The 26,690-nt window shown below is 68.1% G+C and carries 18 protein-coding genes and 4 pseudogenes; 12 read left to right on the plus strand and 10 right to left on the minus strand.

The features are described 5' to 3' along the window. Positions 1 to 59 precede the first annotated feature (59 nt). From ADT71_RS32925 to ADT71_RS05315, 8 genes and pseudogenes are all read left to right on the plus strand, one after another. Positions 60 to 670 (plus strand): annotated as a pseudogene (locus ADT71_RS32925) (heparinase II/III family protein). After that, a complete protein-coding gene (locus ADT71_RS05285) occupies positions 667 to 1,032 on the plus strand; it encodes a hypothetical protein (RefSeq protein ID WP_054435637.1) in 366 nt (121 codons plus the stop codon). The pseudogene ADT71_RS32925 and the gene ADT71_RS05285 overlap by 4 nt, the downstream one beginning before the upstream one ends. Further along, positions 1,029 to 2,087 carry a mannose-1-phosphate guanylyltransferase gene (locus tag ADT71_RS05290; protein ID WP_054435638.1) on the plus strand — a complete coding sequence of 353 codons (1,059 nt, stop codon included), beginning with the start codon at positions 1,029 to 1,031 and terminating at the stop codon, positions 2,085 to 2,087. Before ADT71_RS05285 ends, ADT71_RS05290 begins: the two co-directional genes overlap by 4 nt. Then, positions 2,084 to 2,686 (plus strand): hypothetical protein, encoded by a 603-nt coding sequence (locus tag ADT71_RS05295; protein WP_054435639.1) that lies wholly within the window; start codon positions 2,084 to 2,086, stop codon positions 2,684 to 2,686. Before ADT71_RS05290 ends, ADT71_RS05295 begins: the two co-directional genes overlap by 4 nt. Further along, positions 2,650 to 3,661 (plus strand): annotated as a pseudogene (gene galE / locus ADT71_RS05300) (UDP-glucose 4-epimerase GalE). The gene ADT71_RS05295 and the pseudogene galE overlap by 37 nt, the downstream one beginning before the upstream one ends. A gap of 120 nt (positions 3,662 to 3,781) precedes the next feature. Further along, positions 3,782 to 4,942: a lipopolysaccharide biosynthesis protein gene (locus ADT71_RS05305; RefSeq protein ID WP_054435640.1), complete on the plus strand. Its 1,161-nt coding sequence runs from the start codon at positions 3,782 to 3,784 to the stop codon at positions 4,940 to 4,942. 146 nt (positions 4,943 to 5,088) lie between these two features. Beyond that, on the plus strand, positions 5,089 to 5,787 hold the full coding sequence (locus tag ADT71_RS05310; RefSeq protein ID WP_054435641.1) for a glycosyltransferase family 2 protein: 699 nt from the start codon (positions 5,089 to 5,091) through the stop codon (positions 5,785 to 5,787). Between the two features lie 126 nt (positions 5,788 to 5,913). Continuing rightward, positions 5,914 to 6,510, plus strand: a complete 597-nt coding sequence (locus ADT71_RS05315; protein WP_054435642.1) for a LuxR C-terminal-related transcriptional regulator — start codon at positions 5,914 to 5,916, stop codon at positions 6,508 to 6,510. A gap of 44 nt (positions 6,511 to 6,554) precedes the next feature. Here the strand turns inward: ADT71_RS05315 and ADT71_RS05320 are convergent, their stop codons facing one another. From ADT71_RS05320 to ADT71_RS05340, 7 genes and pseudogenes are all read right to left on the minus strand, one after another. Continuing rightward, the gene (locus ADT71_RS05320; RefSeq protein ID WP_054435643.1) at positions 6,555 to 8,489 is read right to left on the minus strand and encodes an alpha-L-fucosidase; all 1,935 of its coding nucleotides are present in this window, start codon (positions 8,487 to 8,489) and stop codon (positions 6,555 to 6,557) included. A gap of 30 nt (positions 8,490 to 8,519) precedes the next feature. Next, positions 8,520 to 10,024 (minus strand): annotated as a pseudogene (locus ADT71_RS05325) (glycoside hydrolase family 125 protein). Then, entirely contained in the window at positions 9,976 to 12,564 is a 2,589-nt protein-coding gene (locus tag ADT71_RS05330) for a glycoside hydrolase family 3 C-terminal domain-containing protein (RefSeq protein WP_369818172.1), read from the minus strand. Before ADT71_RS05330 ends, ADT71_RS05325 begins: the two are co-directional and overlap by 49 nt. Next, positions 12,564 to 13,220 (minus strand): glycoside hydrolase family 2 protein, encoded by a 657-nt coding sequence (locus ADT71_RS35465; RefSeq protein ID WP_369818173.1) that lies wholly within the window; start codon positions 13,218 to 13,220, stop codon positions 12,564 to 12,566. The genes ADT71_RS05330 and ADT71_RS35465 overlap by 1 nt, the downstream gene beginning before the upstream one ends. After that, on the minus strand, positions 13,217 to 13,393 hold the full coding sequence (locus ADT71_RS35470) for a hypothetical protein (protein WP_369818174.1): 177 nt from the start codon (positions 13,391 to 13,393) through the stop codon (positions 13,217 to 13,219). The genes ADT71_RS35465 and ADT71_RS35470 overlap by 4 nt, the downstream gene beginning before the upstream one ends. Next, on the minus strand, positions 13,390 to 15,180 hold the full coding sequence (locus ADT71_RS05335; protein ID WP_369818175.1) for a glycoside hydrolase family 2 protein: 1,791 nt from the start codon (positions 15,178 to 15,180) through the stop codon (positions 13,390 to 13,392). The genes ADT71_RS35470 and ADT71_RS05335 overlap by 4 nt, the downstream gene beginning before the upstream one ends. A gap of 2 nt (positions 15,181 to 15,182) precedes the next feature. Further along, the gene (locus ADT71_RS05340) at positions 15,183 to 17,612 is read right to left on the minus strand and encodes a beta-N-acetylhexosaminidase (protein ID WP_054435644.1); all 2,430 of its coding nucleotides are present in this window, start codon (positions 17,610 to 17,612) and stop codon (positions 15,183 to 15,185) included. A gap of 179 nt (positions 17,613 to 17,791) precedes the next feature. Between ADT71_RS05340 and ADT71_RS05345 the strand changes: the two genes are divergently transcribed. From ADT71_RS05345 to ADT71_RS32940, 4 genes and pseudogenes are all read left to right on the plus strand, one after another. Then, positions 17,792 to 18,532: a GntR family transcriptional regulator gene (locus ADT71_RS05345; protein ID WP_054435645.1), complete on the plus strand. Its 741-nt coding sequence runs from the start codon at positions 17,792 to 17,794 to the stop codon at positions 18,530 to 18,532. After that, positions 18,529 to 19,134, plus strand: a complete 606-nt coding sequence (locus ADT71_RS32930; RefSeq protein ID WP_231635608.1) for a sugar-binding domain-containing protein — start codon at positions 18,529 to 18,531, stop codon at positions 19,132 to 19,134. Before ADT71_RS05345 ends, ADT71_RS32930 begins: the two co-directional genes overlap by 4 nt. Then, a pseudogene (locus ADT71_RS32935) lies at positions 19,041 to 20,609 on the plus strand (glycoside hydrolase family 2 TIM barrel-domain containing protein); the annotation flags it as partial. The gene ADT71_RS32930 and the pseudogene ADT71_RS32935, both read left to right, overlap by 94 nt. Positions 20,610 to 20,776: 167 nt before the next feature. Further along, positions 20,777 to 21,496, plus strand: coding sequence for a hypothetical protein (locus tag ADT71_RS32940; RefSeq protein WP_231635612.1), 720 nt, complete (start codon positions 20,777 to 20,779; stop codon positions 21,494 to 21,496). Positions 21,497 to 22,012: 516 nt separating this feature from the next. Here the strand turns inward: ADT71_RS32940 and ADT71_RS05360 are convergent. The 3 genes from ADT71_RS05360 to ptsP are packed head-to-tail and all read right to left on the minus strand — an operon-like array spanning position 22,013 to position 26,673. Then, a complete protein-coding gene (locus tag ADT71_RS05360; protein WP_054435649.1) occupies positions 22,013 to 22,306 on the minus strand; it encodes a hypothetical protein in 294 nt (97 codons plus the stop codon). Positions 22,307 to 22,357: 51 nt separating this feature from the next. Beyond that, positions 22,358 to 24,082, minus strand: coding sequence for an N-acetylglucosamine-specific PTS transporter subunit IIBC (gene nagE, locus ADT71_RS05365; RefSeq protein ID WP_054435650.1), 1,725 nt, complete (start codon positions 24,080 to 24,082; stop codon positions 22,358 to 22,360). Next, complete coding sequence (ptsP, locus tag ADT71_RS05370; RefSeq protein WP_231635609.1) at positions 24,079 to 26,673, minus strand: phosphoenolpyruvate--protein phosphotransferase; 2,595 nt, start codon at positions 26,671 to 26,673, stop codon at positions 24,079 to 24,081. The genes nagE and ptsP overlap by 4 nt, the downstream gene beginning before the upstream one ends. Positions 26,674 to 26,690: the final 17 nt, after the last annotated feature.

Consider the following 26,690-nt stretch of genomic DNA (forward strand, 5'->3'; position numbering starts at 1 on the left):
ACCCCGGCCACGGCCATGCCGATTTCCTCGCCGTCGAAGTCGACGTCGAAGGCGAGCGGCTGTTCGTCGATCCGGGCACATCCCAATACTCGACGGCCCGCGCCGGACTCACGAACGGTCGGCCGCCAGCCACAACGGTCCCTGCTTCGAGGGCGCCGAGCCGGTCGAGTACCTCGGCTGCTTCAAGGTCGGCCGCCACGCCGCCGCCGAAGCGATCGCGCCGGACGACCTGCGCGACTGTCCCGGCGAGGCGATGGGAGGCCGCCTGACGACGGCAGCGGGGACCGTCAGGCGCATCGTCTCGGCCTTTGCCGAAGGCGGCGTGGTGATCGCGGACAGTTGGGCGGGACGAACAGGAGAAGCCCGCGCACGCTTCCTGATCCCGGCGGAATGGCAACTGGCCCCCAAGGGAGACACGCTCATCCGCCTGACCAAAGGCGGCACCGAGGTTTGGCTGGATGCGCTCGAAGGGCATTTCCGGCTTGCGGAAAGCGACAGCTGGTGCCGCCGCTACATGGCGCCCGAGCCTGCCCATGTCCTCGATCTCGTGCCCGCCGCCGGAGGGGACAGGTACACCTCGGCCCTGCGCCTCTCGCAAAAGCCGCCGGGAACCGCGGACCGGATCGAAATCCTCGCCGGCCCGGGCACGTTCTTCAGGAGCGCCCCGTGATCGCCGGTATCGCCATGGCCTGGTCGGCCGCAAAAGTCTGGCTGGAACGCGGCACCGGGATCGCCCCGGACGCGCTTCATGCCTTTGCGGGCGTCCTGCTTTTCGCCGCCATCCACCTGCTGGTCAGGCCTGCCTCGCTGCGCATGGCATGGCTGGGCGTGTTCATCGCCGAATGCCTCAACGAGGCGCTCGACATGGCGCGCCCCGCCGGTGCCGAAAGCGACTGGCGGTCCTCGCTCCATGACCTTCTCATCACGATGTTTCTGCCGACGATCCTGCTTGTCCTGTGGCCCGCGCTGACGCGGGCGGCGGCGAGACAGGCACCGGACGACGCCGCAAGCAAGGAAAGTGCCCTGCCATGACTGAAGCGCGCAAGATCATACCCGTCATCCTTTCCGGTGGCTCTGGCACCCGGCTCTGGCCGCTTTCCCGCCCCGACCGGCCCAAGCAGTTCCTGCCGCTGCTTTCGGAACGCACGATGCTGCAGATGACGGCGGACTACGTACGCGACCGCAGTGTCTTCGCGCCGCCCATCGTCATCGGCGGCGCGACCTTCGGGGCCGAGACGGTGCAGCAGATGAACGATGCCGGCGTGCAGGATTTCCGCGTCGTGCTGGAACCCCAGGCCCGCAATACCGCCCCCGCCATCGCCCTGGCCGCCGCGATGGCCGAACGGGGCGACGACCTGCTGCTGATCATGCCCAGCGATCACGCCATCCGCCGCCCGGAAGCGCTGATGGCGCATATTGCGCAGGCCGCGCCGCTGGCCCGCGAAGGCTGGCTCTGCACTTTCGGGATCGAGCCGGATTCCCCTCATACCGGCTACGGCTACATCCGCGCCGCCGAACCGCTCGCAGCCGGTGTCTGGCAGGTCGGCAGCTTCGTCGAGAAACCCGATCCGGCGCGGGCGCGGGCGATGCTGGAGGAAGGCGGCTATCACTGGAACGCGGGCATCTTCCTGTTCCGCGCCGATGCGATCATGGCCGCTCTCGACACGCACCAGCCCGCCGTGGCCGCCAGCGTCCGGGACGCCATGGCCGGCGCCGACCGCACGGCCCAGACCGTGCATCCCCTGCCCGCAGCCTTTGCGGCAAGCCCTTCGATCTCGATCGACCACGGGGTGCTCGAACATCATGACCGGGTGGCCGTAGTGCCCGCCGCGCTGGGCTGGTCGGACGTGGGAAGCTGGGACGCGCTCTACGACGTGCTCGACCGCGACGATCAGGGCAACAACGCACGCGGCCCGGTATTCTGGCGCGATGCCCGCGATTGCCTGGTGCAAAGCGACGGGCAGCGCGTTGCCCTGCTGGGCGTGCAGGACCTGATCGTCGTCGTCTCGGGAGACGATATCCTGGTGATGTCGCGCGGACGGTCGCAGGAAGTCCGGGATCTGGGCACGGCGGTACAGGAAGCATGATCCCCTCGGCCCTCGAACGCCGCGGCACGCCGGGAAACGGCGCCTTCCCGGCAAAGCCGCGATTTGAGTGCGAGTTCGGCCCGGACCTCGCCTCGAAACGCCATGCGCTGGCCCATTCGCTGCTCGAACTGGCCGACCAGAACCTTGCGCAGGCGCGGCTGATGAAGTCGGTGGCGCTGGACCTGATGTACCACGGCGCGGCCGGAGAGGCGCGCCGCCTCGGCTCGCTGGAGGTGGACGAGATCCGCCAGCGCCTCGACCTGCGCTACCGGGGAAGCGCCATGCTCCTGATCGAGCTGCTCGCGACACCGGGCTGCCCGCGCGGGGACCATGAACTGGCATCCATCGTCTGCCTGCGCAAGCACAGCGTATCGGCCCTGCGCGTCTTCGTTCACGACCTGCGGACCGCGCTGGCGCGGGCCGGTTACCGGGACGTGATCAAGTGCAAGATGCGGCGAGGCTACTTCCTCACCCCGACCATGCCCCGCAGGTCCTTGCCCTGGTGGGCTGACCGCCGGGCACTCCCCACAAGACAAGACATTCATACAAAGGCAGTCCAATCATGCGTTCAATCACGGAAAAGCCCGCCGTACTGGTGACGGGCGGAGCCGGATACATAGGCAGCCACGCGGTCCTCGCGCTGCGCGATGCCGGATGGCCGGTCGTGGTGATAGACAATCTCTCCACCGGCTTTCGCTGGGCGGTCCCGCAGGACGTTCCCTTCGTCCAGGGCGACATCGCCGACCAGCCGCTGGTCGAGGCGGCGATGCGGGAGCACGGGATCGGCGCGGTGATGCACTTCGCGGGGTCGGTCGTCGTGCCGGAATCGGTCCGCGATCCGCTGGGCTACTATCGCAACAACACCGTCCGCAGCCGCGCGCTGATCGAAATCGCCGTTACGTGCGGGGTGCGCCATTTCATCTTCTCCTCCACCGCGGCGGTATACGGAATCCCCGAAATCGTGCCGATCGTGGAGGACTCCGGCAAGGCGCCGATCAATCCCTACGGCATGTCCAAGCTGATGACCGAACAGATGCTGCGCGATGTCGCTGCCGCTCATCCGATGAACTTCTGCGCCCTGCGTTACTTCAACGTCGCCGGGGCGGACCCTGAAAACCGGGCCGCAATCGACGCTGGGCGCCACTCACCTCATCAAGGTCGCCGTCGAGGCGGCACTGGGCAAGCGCGAGGCGGTGTCGGTCTACGGGACCGACTTCGACACGCCAGACGGCACCGGAGTGCGCGACTATATCCATGTGTCGGACCTTGCCGACGCGCACGTCCTCGCGCTTGGCGCGCTGATCGCCGATCCGGCGGCCAGCCACACCTTCAATTGCGGCTACGGGCGCGGCTTCTCGGTGCTGGAAGTGCTCGATGCGGTGGACCGCGTGACCAACCGCCCGATAGTTCGCTGCCTCGAAGGGCGCAGGGCAGGCGATCCCGACGCCCTCGTGGCGGACAACGGCAGGATCACCGCCGCCCTGCCCTGGCGCCCCGCGCACGAGGACCTCGACACGATCGTGCGCCATGCGCTGGCCTGGGAACGGCATCTGGCGGAGCGCACCGCACCATGACCGCACCCGGCTCCTCCGCCCGCCATCGCCGGGCCTGCGCGCCATGAGGCTCGCGTCCACTTTCGTGCTGCACGGCTTCCAGATCGGCTATCCCGCGTTCATCACTGGCTGGCCGCCGCGATGGCCAGCCAGGTGATCGGGTCCGAAGTGGTGTTCTACCTCGGCGCGGGCTCGCTCGTGCTGGTGGGGCTGGAATACGGTTTCCGGTACTCCGGCGCCCGCGAAATCTCGCTGGCGCTGGAGAACCCCGCGCGGATCGCCGAAGTCATCGGCGCGATCATGCTCGTCCAGACCGGGTTCTTCTTCGCCGCGCTGCTCGCCGCCTTCGTCGCGATCGGCATTGCCGGACCTTCGATCGGCGTGGCCACGGCGCTGTGCGTGCTGGTGTTCATGGTGCTGAACGGGATCATCCCCACCTGGATCTTCATCGCACTGTCTCTGCAGAGGGAGTTCCTGCTGCTGACCGCGCCGGTGCGGCTGGCGGGACTGGGCGTGGCGCTGGTGGCTTACCATTTCCACAGCATCGACGGCCTGTTCCTGTCCCAGTGCGGCGCGATCCTGGCGATCCATCTCTCGGGCCTGCTGCTCCTGCACCGCAAGGGCTACTTCGCGCTGAGCTTCAGGCCGAAACTGGCCGCATCGCTCCTGCGCGAAGGGCGGGACATCTTCGTGATGAAGCTCGGCGTGTTTTCCTACACCAGCGCCGGCGTGCTGATCCTGGGCATCGTCCAGTCCCCCGAGATCGTCGGCGCGTTCGGCCTGTGCCAGCGGCTGGTGACGGCGATGCAGCAGGGCTCGGCACCGCTGTTCATGACCGCCTATCCGCTGAGCGTGCGCTATGCCTCGGGCGAGCGGGAGCTGGCCACCCGGCTGCTGCGCCTGAACGGCACGGCCCTGCTCTTCTCGGTGGGCATGTCGCTGGCCATCGCGCTGGGCGGACCGGCGCTGCTGACCGCCATCGGGCTCGACCATTACGAGGGCATCACCCGCTGCATCCTCATCATGGCGCCGCTGCCCGCGCTGGTCGGCCTTTCCACCCTGCTCGTCAACAATGCGGTACTGGCGGCCAAGCGCGACACCATCGTGCGGCACGTAACCCTCACCACCGGCGCGATCGGCATTCCCGCCTATTTCGCGATGACCCGCCTGATGGGCCTGTTCGGCGCCGCGGCAACCCTGACGATCATCGAGGCCTGCGTTGCGCTCGCCTACCTCACCATCTGCATCCGCGAGAATCTGCTGTCCTCGCTCTTCTATTGGAGAAGCGCCCATGAAAGTTAGCATCGTTACCCCGACACTCGCCCTGGACGATTTCCTCGCGGAAGCCAGGCAGTCCGTCGCGCGGCAGGATTCCGGCATCGAGATAGAGCACCTGATCGTGGTGGACGACAGGCAGGCCGTGCTGCCGGCCGACGACAGGCACGGCAATGTCGCCACCCTTTTTCCTGCACAACGGCCAGGAAAAGGGACCGGGCGGGGCAAGGAACACCGCGCTGGACCGGGCCACCGGCGACTTCGTGTTCTTCCTCGATGCCGATGACGTGTGGGACCCCGATCACCTGCGCCGCGCGGTCGGCGTCTACCAGGGCAATCCGCAGGTGGACTGCATCTCCATCGCCGGGCTGAGCTTCGGGCAAAGCGTCAGGCATGTCCGCATGACCATCCCGGACCTGCCCCAGGGCATCATTCCGCGCCATTCCGTCGCCTGGAACCCGATCGGCGGCCCCACCGGGTTCAGCTACCGCCGCAGCGCGAAGACCGCCGCCGTCCGCTTCAAGGATGCGCTCTATTTCGCGGATATCATCTTCTACCTCGAACTGCTCCATCTCGGCGCGACCTTCTGGCGCGAGAACAGCGTGCGCTACTGGTACCGGCGCTCCCCCGGCCAGCTCATCTCGATCGCGCGATCGACAAGATCCGCACTTCGGAAGCGCGCGTCCATCAGGAGATCGCCGCATGGAAGGATTCCGGCCTGTCTGCGCGCGAAGCCCGGCTCGCCTCGGTGCAGATCCGGCGCCTCAGCGCCAACCGGCAACGGCGGCCGTCCTACCGCAACACGCTGCTTCTCGCCGCCATCGCCCCGCGCTGGGCAGCCTCGCAGGTCATGCGGCAGGTGGAGAACGTGAAGATCAGGCGCACCGCGCCCCGGCGGCCGGACGCCGCGCCCGGCCTCCCGGCGGCCGAATGAACCACCGGCCATCGCGCATCGACCAGAACCGGCAATCCATCAATATCATTCACGGAACAGGGACATGAACAACACGCTGAACATCATACTCATCGACGATGACAACGAACGCAAGAAGTACGTCACCTCGATCCTCAAGCAGGTCGACGATATTTTTAATATTCAATATTCGTGCGAATTCACCGATCTTTCGGCACGCCACCCCACGATCGCTCTTATTGGCGACAACGACAACGTGCTGGACGATTTCCTCGTGAAATCGATCAATGCCCAGCGCATTCCCGTCGTGATATACAGCCTCGTCGTCAATGTGCGGCGGATCGTGGAACTGATATCGAAAGGCGCGGCCGATTACGTGATCCCGACCAAGGACATGGCGGAACTGCGCGATATCCTCACCCGGGCGGCAAGCACGGCCGATGTGCCGGGGCGTTATCACCCGCGCGAATCCGCCGCCGCCTCGCTGATCTCGCGCCTGACCAAGCGCGAACACGAAGTGCTGATCGGCGTGGCGAAAGGCCAGTCGAACCGCCTCATCGGCAAGGAACTGTCGATCAGCCCGAGGACGGTCGAGATCCACCGCGCCAACATGATCGCCAGGCTCGGTGCCAAGAACACGATGGAGGCGATCCGCATCGCCATCGAGGCAGGCAAGGCCTGAAAACGGCGCTTCGGCGCCGCCCTTCAGCCCTGCCTGCGCCGAATTCAGGTCCTGCCGGTAAAGGCGCCCAGCCCCGCGATGGCGAGCATACCGGCGGGAAGCGCCGTGGCCTCGAAGGTCAGGCGCAGATAGCGTGCCTTTACCGGAGCGGGGAAGGCGATGCGCTGGGTGGCGAGCGCATAAGCGATGTTCCCGAATTCCCCGGCCGCACTGCGCTTCCAGGTCTTGCCGTCAAGGCTGGTCTCGGCGACGTAGCCCCGGGGCGGCGCGGAATCGGCCATGACCTGCCGGGACGGCGTCAGCGTGAAACCGCCCAGCGCTTCGGCCCGGCCAAGGTCCACCGTCACGCGCGCGGGTTTGCCCGGCTGGGGGGCGGGCTGCTTCCAGATCGTCGCCGCATCATTGTCCAGCAGCCGTTCCGCGCCCGGCGCGCTGGCGGCAACGATGGTCCACTTGGTGGAATCCAGCACGCTGGGATCGGTCGAGACGATCGCCGGCACATCGACAGGCGCCACCGAGGCGAACAACGCGAATTCCGAGATCGCCGGCGCCGCGCTGCCTTCGAGGACGACCAGCCGCACCCGGCGCGGCGCGATCGGCTGCGGCAGGCGGATGATGCGCTGCGCGCCGATGCATTCCTTCTCGGCAAGGCGCTGCCACTGGCCGTCGATCTCCGCTTCCACCGCGAAGCGGGTCACGCGGATTCCCAGCGGCAGGTATTCCCGCAGGCGCACCACGTCGAAGCGCGTGCCCGGCGCGAGGTCGAGCGTCAGCGTCGGGGTCAGCACGGCGTCGGGCGCGGACCAGTAGGTCTCGCGCTGGCCGTCCAGCACCTGCGCGGGCGCGAAGCGGCCCCCGCGCGAGGCGCTGGCATGGGCAACGCTGCCCTGCGCCAGATCCTTCGCGAAGGTCGCGCGGATCGCATCGCCGAACGACTTGAGGATCTTCACGTCCTGATCGGCGATCCGGCCCCGCCGGTCAGGCGGCAGGTTCAGGTTGAGATTGGTGCCCCGGCCCACGGATTCGTCATAGAGGCGGATCAGGCGCGCCGGGCTCTTGACCTTGGAATCCTCGTCGGCGTGATAGAACCAGCCGGGCCGGATCGAAACGTCGGTTTCCGCCGGCCACCAGATCTCGCCCCCGCGCAGGCCCGCATTGCCCACGTCCTGCTCATAGGGAACGTTCGGCATCGTCGGCCAGCAGGGATCGCCCGCCACGCCGTCCTCATTGCCGACCCAGCGCACATCGGCGCCAAGCGGATCGAACGTGCAGGCATCGGGCTGAAGTTCGTGGACCAGCTTTACGATCGAGGGCCAGTTGTAATACTTCGGCGCATCGATCTTGCGCGCCTCGCGCGCGCCGCCGTAGTAACCGTCGCCGCCGTTGGCGCCGTCGAACCAGACTTCGAACAGCTTGCCGTAGCGGGTGCACAGTTCGGTCAACTGCTTGCGGTAATAGTCGATATAGGCCGGGCGGCCGTACTCCGCGTGGTTGCGGTCCCACGGCGAGAGATAGAGCCCGAACAGCATGTCCGCCTTGCGGCACGCTTCCGACATTTCCGCAACGATATCGCCCTTGCCCGCCTTGTAGGGGCTGTTGCGGATCGAATGCTCGGTAAGCTGGGTCTGCCAGAGGCAGAAGCCGTCATGGTGCTTGGCGGTCAGGATGACGCCGCGCATTCCCGCAACCTTGGCCGCCGCAACGATCTGGTCGGCATTGAAATCCGTCGGGTTGAACCACTTGGGGTCCTCGTCGCCGTAGCCCCATTCCTTGTCGGTGAAGGTGTTCATGGCGAAGTGCACGAAAGCGTACATTTCGTGCGCGTGCCAGTTCCACTGCCGCGCCGAGGGAACCGCGCCCGAGGGCAGCGGCGCGGCGGCATCACCGGCGGCGCGGCGCGCGGCCTGCGCGGCGTCGGCGCCAAGCGCAGTCGCCGCGACGGCGGAAGTGGCGAGGAAACGGCGGCGGGAAAAGTCCATCGTCAGTCCTTTGGTAAAGGCAGGCGCGTGTCAGAGCGGCGCGGAAAGCAGTTCGGGCCGGGTATCGGCCAGCTTGACCAGCAGTTCCCCGAAGAGCCCGTTGGCCCAGGCGAACCAGTCACGCGTGAATTTGGCAGGATCGTTGCTGTCCACCGCCTCGTGGATGAAGCCGGTGCCCGCGTCGGTATCGCGCAGCATCCGCAGCATCGCGCGGATCACCAGCGGATCGCTGCTCGACAGCGCGCGCACGATCAGGCTCATCGGCCAGACCTGCCCAAGCCCGACATGCGGCCCGCCGATGCCCTCGATCCTCGATCCCCGGAAGAAGTAGGGGTTCGCGTCCGACCAGCAGGCCTCCGCCGTGGCTTTCCAGAGCGGATCGGCGGCGTCCACGCATTCGAGGAAGGCAAGACCCAGCAGCGAGGGGACGTTGGCATCGTCCATGAACATCGCGTTGCCGAAGCCGTCCACTTCGTAGGCCCAGACCCGGCGGCCGTCCGGCAGCAGCATCGTGCCCCACTGGCGCAGCGCCGCTTCCACCTCGCTTGCCAGCGCGCGGGCATCGGCGGCCAGCGCGGTGTCGCCGCGGGCCTGCTCGGCCACGGTGGCCATCTCGCGCAGCGATGTCACCGCGAAGAGGTTGGCCGGGATCAGGAACGGATACGTGCAGGAATCGTCCGAGGGGCGGAAACCGCAGTGGATCAGCCCGACCGCACGGCTCGGCGCGCCCCAGCCATCGAGTTGCATGGTCTCGGTCGGCCGGTTGCTGGTGCGCAGGAAGCGATAGGGTCCGGGCGATCCCTTGCGCTGCTGTTCGCGCAAGGTGCGCACGCAGGCGCGCGAGGCTTCGGCCCAGGTCTCGTCAAAGGGCAGCTTGTCCCGCGTCTGGCGCCAGTAGCGGAAGCCGAGCGCATCGCATAGCAGAGCGAATCGATCTCCCATTTGCGCTCGGCCACGCCGGGCTTCATCTCGGTCTGGTCCTTCAGCGCCCACGACAGATTGGTCTTCGCAGACGGATCGCGCATGAAGGCATTGGCGTAAGGATCGATCAGGATCGAGCGCGACTGGCGGGCGATCAGCCCCCGGAACAGCGCGGTCAGCGCCGGGTCCTTGTTCACCAGATGGAGGTAGGGCAGGACCTGCGCCGTGCTGTCGCGCAGCCAGAGGCAGGGAATATCGCCGGTGATGACGAAAGCGTCCGGGCGGCCGTCCACGCTGGCCATGAAAACGGTAGTGTCGAGCGTGTTGGGATAGCAGCCCACGAACATCGCGCGCAGCTTGGGATCGGCGATCTTGCGCGATACGCGGTCGATCTCCGCCTCCACCGCGCGGCTGACGTAGCGCCGCTCGAACACCGGCGGACGGCCGCCGCCTTGCGGCATGGGTATCGTCGCCGCATGGGCCGAGGCAGGCAGCGCGAGCGCCGCTGCACCCGCCATCGCGCCTGCCAGCGCGCTGCGGCGGTCGAGGTTCGTGGTATCGCTCATCACTTCGGCAGCTCCTGCGCCTGTCCGGTCAGGGTGAAGGAAACCCATGCGCCCGCGCCGTCACCCGGCTGTCCGCCGCCGATCCACACCTTGTAGTCCCCCGGCACGACCTTGCGCGTGCCCCGCCGGTCCACGACCGAGAGGCTGCGCGGATCGATGGTGAGCGTAACTTCGCGCGACTTGCCCGCCGCCAGCGGAACGCGCGTGAAGGCGGCAAGCTGGCGCTGCAAGACACCCTGCGTCATGATCGGGCGCGGCTCGATCACCGGCGGCACGACATAGGCCTGCACCACTTCCTCGCCCGCCATGGCGCCAAGATTGCGCAAGGTGGCCGTGACCGTGACCGGCTGGCCGAGAGCGGGTGCGGAGACCTTGGCCCCTTCGTAGCCGTAAGTCGTATAGCTCAGGCCATGGCCGAAGCCCCAGAGCGGCTTGCCGGTGAAGTAGCGATAGGTCCGCTCCTTCATCGAATAGTCGACGAAGGCGGGCAGATCGCTGGTGGACTTGTAGAAGGTCACCGGCAGGCGGCCCGAGGGGTTGTTGGTCCCGGCGAGCGTCTCGGCAATGGCGGTGCCGCCCGCCTCGCCCGGATACCATGCGGTCATCACTGCATCGGCCATGGCCGGATCGATCGAGACCGCGCTGCCGTTCGTCAGCACGACGATCACCGGCTTGCCGGTGGCACGGAGCGCCGCCAGCAGCTCTGCCTGCGGCTCGGGCAGCCCGATATCGCTGCGGTCGCCGCCGACGAAGCCCGGCACCTGCACCTGCAGCGCCTCGCCTTCGAGATCGGGCGAAAGGCCGAGCACGGCAACGATGGCGTCGGCCTGCGAAGCGGCCTTCACGGCCTCGGCGCGCTGGGCGTCTGCGGGTGGCAGCCACATGAGGCGCAGGCCCTCGTCCTCGCCGTAATGGTCGAGTTCGAGGCTGATCGGCTGCGGCGAGCCATCGGATGCGATGTCGAATTCGACCCGCTGCTTGCCGAGCACGCCGCTGTGCAGTTCCTTGCCGCCGATGCTCAGGCGCACGTCGTCATGGCGGGTGCAGTCCTTCCAGCAGGCCGGAATGTCGAGCGCGAGGCGATAGGTTCCCGCTCCCGGCGGCACCAGCGATCCGCTCCAGCGCACCTTGAAGCCCTTGGCGTCCAGCCCCTTGGGCGCGGTGCGGGTGAGGTTGAAGTCCACGCGGCGATCCTGCCGCACGAACACGCGCTTGCCCGACATGTCGAGATATTCGGCGCGAAGACCGGGCTTGCCATCCGCGACGAGCGCGGTTTCCGGCACGACCACGGGCGCACCCTCGGCCAGCACCGAGCCTTGCGCATAAGCGACGTTGGCCGCGCCGAACTGACGGCGGATGCCTTCCAGCGGCGTTACCGGATCGGCGGCGGTGCCGTGGTAATTGGCCTCGATCACCGAAAGGTCGTCGGCATTGGTGCCGATCACGGCGAGGCGGGTTCCGGCCTTCAGCGGCAGGCGGCCGTTCTCGTTCTGGAGCAGGACCACCGACTTGCGCGCGGCTTCCAGCGCGAGGGCGCGGTGGGCGGGGGAGTTGACCTCGCCCGGCTTGATCTTGCCCCACGGGTTGCTCGCCCCGAAGGCGATGCCCAGCTTGTAGCGGGCTCCAGCGAGCGGGCACGCGCGGTCGACCTCGGCCTCGGTGAGCAGGCCGCGCGCCACCGACTGGGTGAGCGCGGCGTAAGTCGTGCCGCAGTCGAAGTCGGTGCCCGCCTTGATCGCCGCGGCCGAAGCCTCGGCGGCGTCGTAGCGGTAATTGTGGAACATCCAGATGTTCGCCACCGCATCGCAGTCCGACACGACGAAGCCCTTGAAGCCCCAGTCGCGGCGCAGAGTGCCGTTCAGCAGCGCATCGTCGGCGCAGACCGGCACCCCGTGGGTGGAGTTATAGGCGCACATCAGCGAGAGCGGCTTGGCCTCGGTCACGGCCTTGCGGAAGGCGGGCAGGTAAGTCGCCTCGCGGTCCTGCGGGCTGACATCCACGTCGAAACTGTCGCGCCCGGCCTCGGGGCCGGAGTGGACGGCGAGGTGCTTGGGCGTCGCGATCACGCGCGGATGGAGCGGATCGGGGCCTTGCAGACCCTTGATGAAGCCCACCGCCAGCGAGCCGGTGAGGAACGGGTCCTCGCCGTAAGTCTCCTGACCCCGGCCCCAGCGCGGGTCGCGGAAGATGTTGATGTTGGGCGACCAGATCGTCAGGCCCTCGTAGATGCGCCGGTCGGCATCCACGGGCTTGGCATTGAACCTGGCGCGCGCCTCGGTGGAGACGACGGTGCCGACTTTCTCCATAAGCGCCGGATCGAAGGTCGCGGCAAGGCCGACCGCCTGTGGGAACACCGTGGCCACGCCGTTGCGGGCAAGGCCGTGGAGGCCCTCGTTCCACCAGTCATAGGCGGGCAGGCCCATGGCCTTCGCGGCAGGTGCGGTGCTCTGGAGCTGGTCCGCCTTCTCGGCCAGATCGGCCTTGGCGATGGCGGCGAGCACGGCGGGATCGGCCTCGCCCGACAGGTCCTGAGCGGCGGCAGGCGCCGCCAGAACCATGGCGAGGGTGATCGGGAACAGCGCCCTCATCACCCTTCTCCCGCCAATGTGCGCAGCACCAGCGCCTTGCGCAGCGCCGCCGCATCGGCCTTCGAGGTGATCTCGATCCGCACGCTCTCACCCGGCAGCAGGTCGAAGCCGTTGTCCGAAGCCTGCGCATCCACTGCGCCGAAATCGAGCATGACCGCGCGGGCCAGCGCCCTGGCGGTGATCGTCACCGCCTTGCCGTCCCAGCTCGCGGCAAGGCCGGGCGCGGGATAGGCCATGGCCTTTGGCAAGGCACGCTCGACGATCTGGCGCGAGACGGTCTTGCCGCCGATCACCAGTTCCGCCACCGCATAGCTCGCCTCTACCGGGGCGTTCGCGAAGACCGCAGCGTCCGACACATCGGGAACGGAAGTGGCGGTCGTCGGAGCCAGCGTCACCGCCCCGCCCGCTTCGCCCAGCTTCGTGCCGTCCATCCCGTAGCCGGTCAGGCGCCACTCCGCCGCGACCGGGCTGGTGGCGTCCGACGCGAAGCTGACCCTGGTCACGCCCTGCTTGTGCTCGGCCACCACCGCCTGCGGGGCGAAGAAGCGCCGCGCGGCGTAGTGCAGCAGCTTCCAGCGCCCCTCATAGTCCACGCTCGCCCACGAGATCGAGGGCCAGACGTCGTTGAGCTGCCAGTAGAGCGAACCCAGCGTCACCGGCGCACAGCGCGGTGGTGGCGCGCGGCCATATCGATCGCCTGCGCCTGGTTGACTTGCGTGAGGTAAACGAAGTCCGCCAGATCCTTTGCCGGGCGCAGCCTTGCGTCAAGGTAGAACTTCAGGCGCTCGTTGCCCTCGCCTGCGAGGAACTTCTGGTGCGCCTTCATCACCGGGCTGTCCGGCGCTGCGCCGCATCGCCCGCGAAACCGCGGATCGTCGCCATGACCGGCATCGCCTGGAAGCCATATTCCGACATGAAGCGCGGGCAGGAAAGCGTATAGTTCTCGACCGGCTTGGAACCCGACCAAACATCCCAGAAGTGGCGGTCGCCCGCGGCATCGGTATCGACCGGGCCTTCGTAATCGGTCGAAGGGGAACCCGGCCAGTAGGGCGTGGTCGGCGAATGATCCGTCACGGCGCCGCGCAGCACGCGGTCGAACAGCACGGTCATCGAAGTCGCCATGCGCTCGTGTTCCTCGGCGCCGACGGCCTTCTTCCAGGCCTTGCGGTCGCTCCAGGTTTCCCAGCCGGAGATAACCTCGTTGCCGCCCGCCCAGATCACGATCGAGGGGTGCGAGCCGAGCCGCTCGACCTGCTGGTCCGCCTCGATCCGCACGTTCTCGCGGTAGCCGACGTCGGCAGGCGGCACCGCGCCGCCGAACATGAAGTCCTGCCAGACCATCAGGCCCATGCGGTCCGCCATGTCGTAGAAGCTGTCCGGCAGATAGTAGCCGCCGCCCCAGACGCGGATCATGTTCATGTTGGCCGCGCGGGAATCCTCCAGCAGCGACTGCATCTTCGCGTCGGTAACGCGCGAGGGGAACATGTCGAAGGGAATGAGGTTCGCGCCCTTGGCGAAGACCGTCACGCCGTTCACCCGGAAGCCGAAAGCGCCGCCCCCGCGCACGAGTTCGACCTCGCGCAGACCGATATTGCGCGCCGCCTTGGCTCCGGCGCCCGCGCCGGAAGCGATCTCGCCCGAAACCTTGTAGAGCGGCTGATCGCCGTAGCCGACCGGCCACCAGCGCTTCGGCGCGGCGACCGTCAGCGGCACGGTGACCACGCTTTCGCCCGCATCGAACGAAGCCTCGCGCGAGACCGGGGCGAGCGCTTGCCCGTCCGGTCCGGTCACGCGGGCGGCGAACTGCGCCTTGCCCGGCTTGTCCGCGAAAACGCGGAACTTCGCCACCAGCCGCGCCTCGTCCTTGCCGAGCGCTTCCTGCACGACCTCGAAGGCGCCGAGCCGTGCCTCGTCCCAGGCTTCCAGGCGCACCGGCCCGGAAATGCCCTGGTTGACGATGCGCGGGCCCCAGTCCCAGCCGTAATGGTACTTGGCCTTACGGATATAGGCGGAAGTCTGCTTGCCCTTGGGCTCATCCCCGAAGGCGGAATCGTATTCGCCGGGCAGCGGATGCGCCTCGGCCAGGACCATCGGCTGCAAGGTGCGGATCGGCGAGGCGAAGCGCACGAGGATTTCGTTGCGGCCCTGCTTGAGGAATGCCTTGGCGGCGACGCGCCACTGCCGGTGGCCGTTATCGGCCTTGAGCACCTGCCTGCCGTTGATGAACACGGTTGCGAAAGTATCCAGCCCGCCGAACACGAGGTCGAGATGCTCGCGGCCCATGGCTTCGGCGCTCACGTCCAGCGTGCGGCGCAGTTCCCAGTCGGTCAGCCCGGCCCACTGGATCGCCGCCTCGTTGGTGCCAAGGAACGGATCGGGCACCTGCCGCGTGGCGATCAGGTCCTGCTGCACGGTGCCCGGCACTTGCGCGCGGAACCAGCGCGCGGCCTTGGGATGGGCCTTTACGGCAGCTGTATCGCCCGGCGCGATGCGGGCCTGCCAGCCCTCGTCAAGCGCGGTCTGCGTGGGCGGGGCCGCCAGCGCGGCCCCCGAAACGCCCGCCAGCCAGAGGGCCAGCGCCCCGCTTGCGAATGGACCTGCAAGCCTGCCCGCCATCCTCACTTCGCCTTCTCCCCGTAGACCACCTTCTCTACCGCGTAGAACGGATCGGAAAGCGGCGAGGTGAACTGGAAGCAGACGTCGGCCTCGTCCTTGAGCTCCGGCCGGTCAGGCAGGTTCGCGGTGAACGTGTACTGCTGCGGCGAAGCGTCGGGATCGGGCAGCGCGAACGTGGCCAGCACCGTTGCGCCGGGCATCGGCGCATGTTCCTTCTGCTTGCGATTTGCGGCCTTTTCCGCCGCGCGGCAGCCCGCGCTGATGACGAGTTCCCCGTGCGTGGTCACCGCGAAGTGTTCGATCAGCGCCGATGCCTCATGCGCAAGGCCATAGTTGCGCGGCAGCCGCGCGACCGAGACGGTGATCGTCTTCGCATGGGCCAGCGGCGCATGGTCGTCGGCCTGGCAGGTGTCGAAGATGTTGACGTTGTAGGCCGGGCCGTTCGCCGTCGCATCGGCGGTGAGCGGCACGCGCAGGCCCTGCGCCCCGCGCGGGCAGGCAACCAGCGTGGAGGCGGTGGAGGTCAGCAGCGTCTCGCGCGCGGTATCGTAGCGGCGCGGGGCGGAAAGCTGCGTGCCGTCCGGCGCGAAGCTGGCGGCGGTGACGACCGTGCCCGGCTTCACGACAAGCGCCTTGGCATAAGCGGGCGATTTCGCCGCCGGCGCCTTGCCGTCCAGCGTGTAGCGGATCGTGCCGTAGGAGGCCTGGTTCGCCAGCGCCACGCCGATGCTCTTCGCATCGAGCTGGGCTGCGCGGGTCTGGGTGGGCGTGAAGGCCACGCCGAAGGCGCTGTCCGACACTTCGAACCCGCCCTGCTTCCAGCGCTGGATCTGCGGCGTCAGCCGCGCGAGGAAGCCGGGATAGTCCTTCTCTCCGGTGACCACGGGCGACCATGCGGTCTCGGCCAGCGCCCCCACGCGCGGGAACAGCTTGTGCTGCAACTGCCAGGGGGTGACGATATATTCGCTCCAGGCATTGCCCTGCACGCCCAGCACATGCTTGGCCTTGGCGGCATCGATGCCCTTGGGCATCGGGTCGTAGCGATAGACCGCTTCCATCGTCTGGATCGAAATGCGCCCCGGCGCTTCGTCCGGCAGGGTCGATTCAAGATTGTCGAGATAGAGGTTGGGCGCTGGCGTCAGCACCACGTCGTGCCCGGCGTTGGCCGCGTCCACCGCGCCCTGCTCTCCGCGCCAGCTCATCACCGATGCCGAAGCGGGCAGGCCGCCTTCGAGGATCTCGTCCCAGCCGATCAGGCGGCGGCCATGCTGCGCCAGATATTCGCCGAACCGGTCGATCATCCAGCTCTGCATCTCGTTCTCGGTCTTGATGCCCAGCTTGCGCATCTGCGACTGGACTTCGGGCGAACGCTCCCACTGGTCCTTCACCGCCTCGTCGCCGCCGATATGGATGAACTGCGAGGGGAAGACCTCCATCAGTTCGTCCAGCACGTTGCGCACGAAAGTCATGCCCGCGTCATTCGGGTTGAACAGCCAGGGATTGACCCCCCAGTCATGCGAAACGGCAGGCCGGTCGCCCAGCACGCCCACTTCGGGGTAGGACGCGACGAGCGCCTGCGCATGGCCCGGCAGGTCGATCTCGGGCACCACGGTGATGCCGCGCTCCGCCGCATAGGCCACCAGCGCCTTGAGCTGCTCCTGCGTATAGAACCCGCCCGACCGGGGGCCGATGGCGCCGCCGGTGTCCGGCGGCAGGCGCCATGCGCCGATGCGGGTGAGTTCGGGATAGCGCTTGACCTCGAAGCGCCAGCCCTGATCGTCGGAAAGGTGGAAGTGCAGGGTGTTGAGCTTCACTTCCACCATGCGGTCGACGATGGCGTAGACCGATTCCATCGGCTGGAAGTGCCGCGAGGGATCGACCATCACCCCGCGCCACGAAAAGCGCGGCGAATCCTGGATGGTGAGCACGGGAACCGAGGCGCTCTTGCCCGCAGAGCCGGCATCGGCCGTCAGCAGCTGCAACAGCGTCATCGCGCCGTAGATGAAGCCGGACTTGCCCGATGCCGAGATCACCGCGCCGCCGGACGTCACCGTCAGCCGGTAGGCCTCGGCGCCGGAAATCGCGGCATCGCGCTCGAAGCGGATGGGTGCTGCGCCGGAAGAACCGGCCCCAGAACCGCCCCCAGAACCGGCCGAAGAACCGGCGTCGAGCACAAGACCGCTCGCGCGTTTCACATGGTCTGCAAGGAGCCGCGCCGCTTCCGCCGCGTCCGCATCGCCCGCGGGCACGGCAATGACCGAACCGGATGCGACCAGCAGCTTGCCGCTGCCCTGCTCGACGGAAGCGGGCCACGGCGTAAGCGCCAGAGGCGCGGCCTGCGCGGGAGCCGAAAAAGCCAGTGCCGCAAGGATCGAGGCGGTGACCACGCCTCCGGTCCGCAGCTGCCGATATCCCTTTGCCGTCGTGCCCATACCTGCCCCTCGTTTTCTTGTGACCAGAGCAGGCAACGTAACCAAAATATATCCTTTCCCGCAATAGGTCTTATTCTATTCCTGCGAATTGGGCTTGAACTGCGACCATTTGCTGCGATTGTCAGCGCGACATGACCAATGTAAAGCCATTCGCAGAGAATGGACCGAAGGGGGATCGAATGTCATTTTCCGACCGGATCGGTCGCCTGCGGGAAGACAATGCTGCGCCGCTGTACATCCAGCTCCAGCAGCTCATCCGCGATGCGATATCCGAAGGCGTGCTGGACCAGAACGAAGCGATTCCGCCCGAACGCAATCTTGCGATCGAGTATGACGTTTCGCGTATCACCGTGCGAAAGGCGATCGCCGGTCTGGTCGAGGAAGGCCTGCTGACGCGGCGGCGCGGCGCCGGAACTTTCGTGGCGTCCCGCGTGGAAAAGAGCTTCTCGAAGCTGACCTCGTTCAGCGAGGACATGGAAGCGCGCGGCAAGCGGGCCTCCAGCGCCTGGGTCTCGCGCATGACCGGGCCGGTCAACCCAGAGGAATCGATGGCGCTGGGCCTGGCGCCGGGCAGCACCGTCCTGCGTTTCACCCGCATCCGCTATGCCGACGACGAGCCGCTCGCGCTCGAAATCTCGACGATCGCGGGGTACTGCCTCGCCAGCCTCGATGTCGTCGGGGATTCGCTTTACGCCGCGCTGGAAAAGAGCGGCAACCGCCCGGTTCGCGCACTCCAGCGCCTGCGCGCGGTGCCTTTCGGGGCCGAGCACGCGCGGATGCTCGGCGTGGAATCCGGCCATGCCGGCCTCCTGATCGAGCGTCACGGCTTCCTGCGCGACGGCCGCACCGTCGAATTCACCCGCTCCTACTATCGCGGCGACTCCTACGACTTTGTCGCCGAGCTGATCGAGGGTTCATGAAACGCCGAGAATTGCTGCTGCGCGGCGCCTCCACGGGCGCCGTCGCCACCCTTCTGCCCGCCTTTTCGCCTTCGACCCTTGCCGCTCCCGCCCCGGCCTTCGGACCGGGCATGGCCGACGGGCTGCCGATGCCGGCCCCGCTTCCCGGCCCCTCGCCCCGCCTGCCCGAAACAGACCCCTCGCGCACCCTGCTCGAACGCGGCTGGCGCTTCCACGAGGGCGAGGTGCCGGTACCCGAACCCACCGACCACAACGCCACCTACCTCTCGGTCAAGGCCGGCAATGCGCGCGGCGCGGCGGCGCTGGCCTTCGACGATTCCGACTGGCAGACGGTAGACCTCCCGCATGACTGGGCCATTGCGCAGGACGTGAGCGAAAACGCCAATGTCTCGCAAGGCTACCGCCCGCGCGGGATCGGCTGGTATCGCCGCCTGCTGCGGCTGGACGAAAGCCAGAAAGGCCGCCGCCTCGAACTCCATTTCGACGGTATCGCCACCCATGCCACGATATGGATCAACGGCAGCGAAGTGGCCCACTCCTGGTCGGGCTACAGCAGCGTCACGTCGACCTCACCCCCTTCGCCCGCTTCGGCGACGAGGTGAACTGGATCGCCGTGCGCGTCGATGCCGCCGCGCGAGAGGGCTGGTGGTACGAAGGCGCGGGGCTTTACCGCCATGTCTGGCTGGTCAGCCGCCCTGCCCTGTCGATCGAGACGGACGGGCTCTATTGCGATCCGGTCCATCAGGACGACGGCACCTGGCACGTGCCGGTGGAAGTCAGCCTGTCGAACGTCGGCGAAGACACCGGACAGGCCGAGATCGCCGCCCGTCTGCTCGATCCCGAAGGCCGCGAAATCCACCGCACGCGCGGCAGCGCCGCGGTCGCGCCGCTGGAACAGGCAAAAGTCACCGCCCAGCTCGCGCCCGGCGCGGTGAAGCTCTGGTCGCCCGACAGCCCGGTGCTCTACAGCGTCGAGGTGGACCTGCTGCACGAAGGCCAGGTCGTGGATACGCGGCGCCAGTTCATCGGCTTCCGCACGGTGCGCTTCGATCCCGCGCGGGGCATGGTGCTCAACGGCGTGGAGACCAAGCTCAAGGGCGTGTGCATCCACCAGGACCATACCGGCGTCGGCACCGCCATCCCCGACGCGCTGGCGCTCTGGCGGTTGCAGCGGCTGAAGGCGATGGGCTGCAACGCCATCCGCATGTCGCACAATGCCCCCGCCAAGGAAGTGCTGGACTGGTGCGACCGGCTGGGCTTCGTGGTCATGGGCGAGAACCGCCTTTTCAACCCCGCGCCGGACTATCTGGCGCAGCTCGAATGGATGGTCCGCCGCGATCGCAACCATGCCTCGATCGTGCTCTGGTCGGTGTTCAACGAGGAGCCGATGCAGGGCACCCATGCGGGCGTGGAAATGGTGCGCCGGATGCGCAAGGCCGTGCACAGGCTGGATACGCAGCGCCCCGTCACGGCGGCGATGAACGGTTCGTTCTACAATCCCGAGAACGTCTCCACCGTCGTCGACGTCATGGGCTTCAACTATTACCAGGGCGACTACGACAAGTTCCATGCCCTTCACCCGGACAAGCCGATCACCAGTTCAGAGGACACCAGCGCCTACGAAACGCGCGGCGCCTTCGAGAGCATCCCGGCGCAGCAGGTCATCACCTCGTTCGACAAGGAGGCAGCCTCCTGGGGCGCGACCCACCGCGAGACGTGGAAGATGATCGCCGAGCGCCCCTTCGTGGCGGGCGGCTTCGTCTGGACCGGCTTCGATTATCACGGCGAGCCGACGCCTTATGCCTGGCCTTCGACCAGCAGCTTCTTCGGCATCATGGACCTTTGCGGCTTCCCCAAGACCGCCTTCGGCATCCATTCCGCCCACTGGCGCGACGATGCCCCGGTGATCTGGCTGGCGCCGCACTGGACCTGGCCCGAATACGAGCGACCGGGCCGCGAAGGGCAGACGCTGGAGGTCTTCGCGATCACCAATGCCGAGGCCATCGAACTGCGGCTGAACGGCGAAGTGATCGAGCGCGTGCCCGCCGCCCACCGGATCATGGGCCACACCTTCCAGGTGCCCTACCGCCCCGGCCGGATCGAGGCGCTGGCGCTGCGCGGCGGCAAGGTCGTGGCCCGCGCCGTCCACGAAACCGTGGGCGCGCCGGTTGCCCTGCGCCTGACGCCCGCCGGCAGGCGCTGGCCAGCGACGGCGAGGACGTGCAGGCGATCACCGTGGACTGCGTGGATGCACGCGGACGCCATGTTCCCACCGCCAACCTGCCGGTGGAGTTCGCTATTTCAGGCGGGCACATCATTGGCCTCGGCAACGGCAACCCCAACGACCATGCAAGCGAAAAGGGCAGCAAGCGCGCCCTGTTCAACGGTCTTGCACAGGTCATCGTCCAAGGCGATGCCAGCGGCAGCGGCTCACGCTGGAAGCAAGCGCAGGCGGCCTGCGTTCCGCGCGTCTCAGCCCTCGCCGCGCGCGCAACCGCGCGCGCAAGTCCCGGTCGTCCCGGCGGAAATGGCGATCACCGACTGGCGCCGCTCGGCCCTGTTCCCGCAGAAGCCCGATCCGGCGCTGGCCCCGGTGGACGGCGACAACAACTCGTGGGACTTCGTGCGCCCGGGCGTGGCCGCGCCTGCGGGAAGCGCCGGATGGCGCAGTTATCGCACCCGCTTCACGCCGTGGAAGAAGGTCGCCGCAGAAGGCGGCACCTTGCACTTTGCCGGGATAGCGGGAGCCGCCGAAATCTGGCTCGACGGCAAACTGGCCGCGCGCAAGACCGATGCGGCACCTGCCGCACTGACGGCGGCGATCCCTCCAGGCCCGGGGCCGCGCACGCTGGCCGTGCTGGTGGCGGCGACCGAGGGCAACCCGAGCGGACTGGTGGGGCGCGTCTACGTCACCCCCTGAGCGACTTGAAAAAGAGAGCGGATGCAGTAACTTCCCTTTCGTAAAGGGGAACTGGCATGAACATCGTTTCCGGCTGCCTTTGGGCAGTCGCCGCTCTCGTTCCGGCCACGGCTTGCGCCGCGACCGACGCCAGGGAATCCGCCCACCGCTTCGTCGCGCAAATGGCCATCCCGGCCCAAAGCGACGAGCCGCTGGCCCGGTTCACATACCCGCTTTGCGTCGGCAGCGCCGGACTGCCTGCGGAGGCGGGCGAGGTCGTGATCGACCGGATTGCCGAAGTGGCCGCATCGGCAGGCTTGCCCGTCGCAGCGGCAGGTTGCGCACCGAACCTGATGGTGGTTTTCGTGGAGGATAGCCGGGCGGCAGTGCAGAGGCTGTCCCACGGGCGATCCGGTGCCATGATCGGGCAATTGCGCGCCGATATCCGCCGCATTCTCGAACAACCCGGCCCCGTCCGGGCCTGGATCAAGGCCGCAATCCGCAGCCGCGACGGTGACCGTCCCAGCTATTCGCCAACCGGCGTGACGACCTTGAAGACGGAGACGTCAACGCACCTGTCGTCAACCACGCGCCGCGATATCGTCAGTTCCGTCGTTCTGATCGACCGCGAAGCCATGGCCGACCGCGACTTGCGGCAAGTGGCGGACTATGCGGCAATTCGCGGTCTCACCGGCGCGCATCTGGGCGAAATCCGCGCGGAAGGGCCGCCAACGATCCTGACGCTGTTCACGTCGCAGGGAGATGCCGATGCACCGCCCGGCCTGACTGCCGCGGACCGGGCCTTCCTCAGCGCCTTCTACACCGTTCGCGCCGATATGGCCGAGCCGCTGCAGCGCCAGCGCATTGCGGACCATATGGCCCGCACGCCGCCCCGCCGAATGGGACGGGGCGCGTTAGGGCAGGTGTCAGGCTGCCATCCGGTCCAGATCGGCGGCGGCAAACAGCAAGTGGATGGCCGGGCCTTCCGTCGCGCCCACGCCGCGTACTCCAGCAGCGACCAGCGCCGCATCGTCGATCATTTCCGGATCGCCAAGCTCGACCCTGAGGCGGTTGCCATAGCGCGCCGCGCCGCGCAAATTCCCCTCGCCGCCAAGGGCCTGTGCAAGGTTCGCCGGAAGCTGGAGCTGCGCGGCGGCTTCGGTGACTGCCGGGGCCGTCACCGGCTTCGACAGCGGGGCAGGTCCCGCCGCGATGGCCTCGCGGATCTCGACCGAGACGATATCGGCAACCGGGCCGAGGATCACCTGCAGCGCCTTGTCCGAAGGGCGCACGATCCCGCGTGAACCCAGCGCCTTCAGCCGCGCCTCGTCCACCGCGCCGTGATCGGCGATGATGAGGCGCAGGCGCGTGGTGCAGGCGGAAACCTCCAGGAGGTTGCCGCTGCCGCCCAGCGCCGCAAGATAGGCGTGCCCGCGCGTCTGCTCTGCCGAAGCCTCGCTCGCGGCGGGCGCAGCGGCATCCTCTTCCTCGCGGCCGGGGGTCTTGAGGTCCAGCTTGCGGATCGCGAAAGCGAAGACACCGTAATAGACCGCGAAGTAGACGAGGCCCACCGGCAGCAGCAGCAGCGGGCGTGTCGCCTTGCCGAAGTTCAGCACATAGTCGAACAGTCCTGCCGAAAATCCGAAGCCCAGATGCATGCCCAGCGCATCGGTGAGCCACATCGAAATGCCGGTGAGCACCGCGTGGATGGCGTAGAGCACCGGGGCGAGGAACATGAAGCTGAACTCGATCGGCTCGGTCACACCGGTCAGCAGCGAGGTCAGCGCGAGGCTGAAGAACATGCCGCCCACCGCCTTGCGCCGCTCGGGCCGGGCCGCGCGGTACATCGCGAGACAGGCGGCTGGCAGGCCGAACATCATGACCGGGAAGAAGCCGGTCATGAAGCTTCCGGCGGTGGGATCGCCCGCGAAGAAGCGGCGGATATCGCCGTGGGCGCCGTCGAAATCGCCGAAGACGAACCAGAACAGGTTGTTGAAGACATGGTGCAGCCCGGTCACCAGCAGGAGCCGGTTGATGAGGCCGAACAGGAACAGTCCGAAGCCGCCCAGCCCGGTGATGCCGTGGCTCACCCCGTCGATCCCGGTGACGATGGGCTGGAATCCAAGGCCGACAAGGCTGGCGATGACCAGTCCGGCCACGCCCGAAACGATCGGAACAAACCGGCGCCCACCGAAGAAGGCCAGGTATTCGGGCAGCTTCATGGCCGAGAACCGGTTGTAGAACAGCCCGCCGACCAGGCCGGAGACGATGCCGATCGGCACGTCGAGCCGCCCGATGGCCTGGCTCTTCGCCGCCGCCACCGCTGCCGCGAAAGCCTCTTTCGAAAGCGCGGGATCGATGCCCGGCGGCACCGGCATCAGCACCTTGGCGCCTTCGGTGGCGACGAGGAAGCAGACAATGCCGGCAAGGCAGGCCGCGCCGTTGCCGTCGCGCGCATAGCCGGTGGCGACGCCGATGGAGAACAGCAGCCCGAGGTGCGAAAACAGCGCATCGCCCGCCGCGCTCAGCAGCGCAATGTCGAGCAGGTCCGGCTGGCCCAGCCGCAGCAGCAGCCCCGCAACCGGAAGCACCGCGATCGGCAGCATGAGCGCACGGCCCAGCGGCTGCAACGTTTCGAGAACCCGCCTCATGCCCCCTGCTCCTTCAGAAATTCGCGTACAAGCGCACGCACTTCGCCCGCCGAGCCGCATTCCAGCGCACGCGCGGCCAGCGCGCGGCAGCGTTCCATGTCGAGCCCGGTCACCAGCGCCTTGATATCGGGCACTTGCGCGGGCGTTGCCGAAAGCTCGCCCACGCCGAGGCCCAGCAGCAGCGGCACCGCCAGCGGGTCCGACGCCAGCGAGCCGCAGACGCCGGTCCAGCGGCCATGCCGCGCCCCTCCCTCGCAAGTGAGCGCGATCAGGCGCAGCACCGCCGGGTGGAGCCCGTCGATGGCCGAAGCCACCGCCGCATTGCCCCGGTCCATCGCCAGCGCATACTGGGTGAGATCGTTCGTCCCCACCGAGAGGAAATCGGCCTCCCGCGCAAGGATGTCCGCGGTTGCGGCGGCGGCGGGAGTCTCCACCATGATGCCCAGCGACACGGGCCCGGCAAGGCCAAGGCGCGCCGCCACGCCGTCCACCACACCGCGCACGGCGCGCAGTTCGGACAGGCTGGCCACCATCGGCACCATGATCCGGCATTGCCCGGCAGGACGCACGCTGAGGATCGCCTCGACCTGCGCTTCCAGCAATTCGGGATAGGCAAGGCCGACGCGAATGCCGCGCAGGCCCAGCGCCGGGTTTTCCTCGGCCGGCATCGGCAGGAACGGCGCGGGCTTGTCGCCGCCGATATCGAGCAGGCGCACAATCAGCGGACGGCCCTCCAGCGCATCGGCAATGGCCTGGTACGTCTCCAACTGCTCACCGGCGCCCGGCGCCTGCGCTCGCTCCACGAAGAGGAACTCGCTGCGCAGCAGGCCGCAGCCTTCCGCGCCGTTCGCCATCGCCTGCCGCGCATCGGCCAGCGAGCCGAGGTTGGCGAAGACCTCGATCCGCGTGCCGTCCGCGGTGTGGCACGGCCCCCGCGCTTCGAGCGCGGCGGCGCGGCGAGCGGCCTGCAGGGCAAGCTGATCGCGAACCCCGGCGATCCGCTCCGCCGAGGCGCCGGTTTCGAGCCGCGCGGCGGCGGCATCGACCACCAGAACCGCGCCCTCGGCGATATCGTCCAGCGCGCTGCCCATCGCCACCAGCATCGGCACGCCGAGCCCGGCCGCAAGGATCGCGACATGCGACGTCGGCCCGCCGTTGACGAGGCAGATCGCCGCCAGCCGCTCGGGATCGAGCGCCATGAGCTGGGAGGGCAGCAGATCCTCGGCGATCAGCACGGCATCCTGCGGCAGCGCGAAGCCGGCGGCATCGCCGCCGATCAGCGCGCAAAGCACCTGCCGTTCCAGATCGCGCATGTCGTCCACGCGCTCGGCAAGGCGCGCATCGCCCGAACGCAGCAGGAGATCGACTTGCGTGCCGATGGCGAGCCGCCAGCCCGCGCCCGCGCTGTCGCCTTTCGCGATGGCCTCATGCGCGGCGGCGAGCAGGTCCTCGTCCTCCAGCATCACCGCATGGGCGGCGAGGATCGACGCGGCATGGGGCGGCGCGCCTTCGCTTTCCTGCGCGATCTTCGCGCGCAGCGCCGCCAGCGTTTCATCCAGCAGGCCGCGCTCGGTCGCGGGATCGCCGGAACCTTCGGAAACCTCCACCTCGCCGAGGCGATAGCGAACCGCCTCGCCCACGGCCACGCCCGGCGCGGCAACCACGCCTGTCAGGGTGCCGTCGGGCGCGATCTGCGTAACCCGGCGCTGCGCCGCCGCCGGAGCCGCCACGCGCACCGGCTGTGCGGGGGGCTGCTCGTCGGCGTGGGCCAGTTCGCCCATGCCGCTGGCGATCAGGGCCTCCAGCGCGTCGAGCACTTCGCCCGCCTGCCTGCCGCGCGCGTGAAGCGAGATGCGGTCTCCCAGGCTGACGCCAAGCGCCAGCACGCCAACCGGGCTGCGCAGGCTTGCGGACTTGCCCGCGATCTCCATGCGGACCACCGCCTCGAACGACGTCGCCACCTGCCGCAGGCGCGCGGCCGGGCGGGCGTGAATGCCGTGGCGCAGCGGAACCGGCAGTTCGCGCACCAGTTCCTCGTCCGGCGATCCGGCAGCCTCGCCCATGGCAGCGCCGGTCCCCGAAACGCGGCGCAGCGCCATCACCACATCGCCCACCTTGACCGGGCCGGGATCGCGCTTCGATTCCAGCGTCCATTCCTCACCGGCGAGCAGGAGCACCGGCGTCATCGCGCTGGCCGCGCCGGTCACCACGGCATCGAGATCGAACCGCACCAGCGGATCGCCCGCCGCCACGACCTGATCCTGCGCCACCAGCGGCGTGAAACCGCGACCGCCCATCGCCACGGTATCGACACCGAGATGGAGCAGCAGTTCCGCCCCGCCTTCAAGGCGCAGGGTCACGGCATGGCCGGTCGCCGCAAGCGAGGCCACCGTTCCGGCGCAAGGTGCGTGAAGCATGCCGCCGGTGGGATCGATGGCCACGCCGTCGCCCAGCATCCCCCCGGCGAAGACCGGATCGGGAATTTCGGCCAGCGGCGCCAGCCAGCCCTCCAGCGGAGCCGTGACGACGATGGTGTGCCCGGCGGGAGTCATGGCCCGCTCGGCAGTCATGGAAGAAACGGAGGCAGTCATAGTTTTGGCTTGTCTCC

Origin of the sequence: Novosphingobium sp. ST904 (genome assembly GCF_001298105.1) — a bacterium.
GTDB lineage: Bacteria > Pseudomonadota > Alphaproteobacteria > Sphingomonadales > Sphingomonadaceae > Novosphingobium.

Excerpts from the sequence above, each read along its gene's own strand:
- ADT71_RS05290 (WP_054435638.1), top strand. The coding sequence starts at position 1,029 with ATGACTGAAGCGCGCAAGATCATACCCGTCATCCTTTCCGGTGGCTCT.
- ADT71_RS05295 (WP_054435639.1), top strand. The coding sequence starts at position 2,084 with ATGATCCCCTCGGCCCTCGAACGCCGCGGCACGCCGGGAAACGGCGCC.
- ADT71_RS05305 (WP_054435640.1), top strand. The coding sequence starts at position 3,782 with ATGGCCAGCCAGGTGATCGGGTCCGAAGTGGTGTTCTACCTCGGCGCG.
- ADT71_RS05310 (WP_054435641.1), top strand. The coding sequence starts at position 5,089 with ATGTCGCCACCCTTTTTCCTGCACAACGGCCAGGAAAAGGGACCGGGC.
- ADT71_RS05315 (WP_054435642.1), top strand. The coding sequence starts at position 5,914 with ATGAACAACACGCTGAACATCATACTCATCGACGATGACAACGAACGC.
- ADT71_RS05320 (WP_054435643.1), bottom strand. The coding sequence starts at position 8,489 with ATGGACTTTTCCCGCCGCCGTTTCCTCGCCACTTCCGCCGTCGCGGCG.
- ADT71_RS05330 (WP_369818172.1), bottom strand. The coding sequence starts at position 12,564 with ATGAGGGCGCTGTTCCCGATCACCCTCGCCATGGTTCTGGCGGCGCCT.
- ADT71_RS05335 (WP_369818175.1), bottom strand. The coding sequence starts at position 15,180 with ATGGCGGGCAGGCTTGCAGGTCCATTCGCAAGCGGGGCGCTGGCCCTC.
- ADT71_RS05340 (WP_054435644.1), bottom strand. The coding sequence starts at position 17,612 with ATGGGCACGACGGCAAAGGGATATCGGCAGCTGCGGACCGGAGGCGTG.
- ADT71_RS05345 (WP_054435645.1), top strand. The coding sequence starts at position 17,792 with ATGTCATTTTCCGACCGGATCGGTCGCCTGCGGGAAGACAATGCTGCG.
- ADT71_RS32930 (WP_231635608.1), top strand. The coding sequence starts at position 18,529 with ATGAAACGCCGAGAATTGCTGCTGCGCGGCGCCTCCACGGGCGCCGTC.
- ADT71_RS05360 (WP_054435649.1), bottom strand. The coding sequence starts at position 22,306 with ATGGTCCGCAATGCGCTGGCGCTGCAGCGGCTCGGCCATATCGGCGCG.
- nagE (WP_054435650.1), bottom strand. The coding sequence starts at position 24,082 with ATGAGGCGGGTTCTCGAAACGTTGCAGCCGCTGGGCCGTGCGCTCATG.
- ptsP (WP_231635609.1), bottom strand. The coding sequence starts at position 26,673 with ATGACTGCCTCCGTTTCTTCCATGACTGCCGAGCGGGCCATGACTCCC.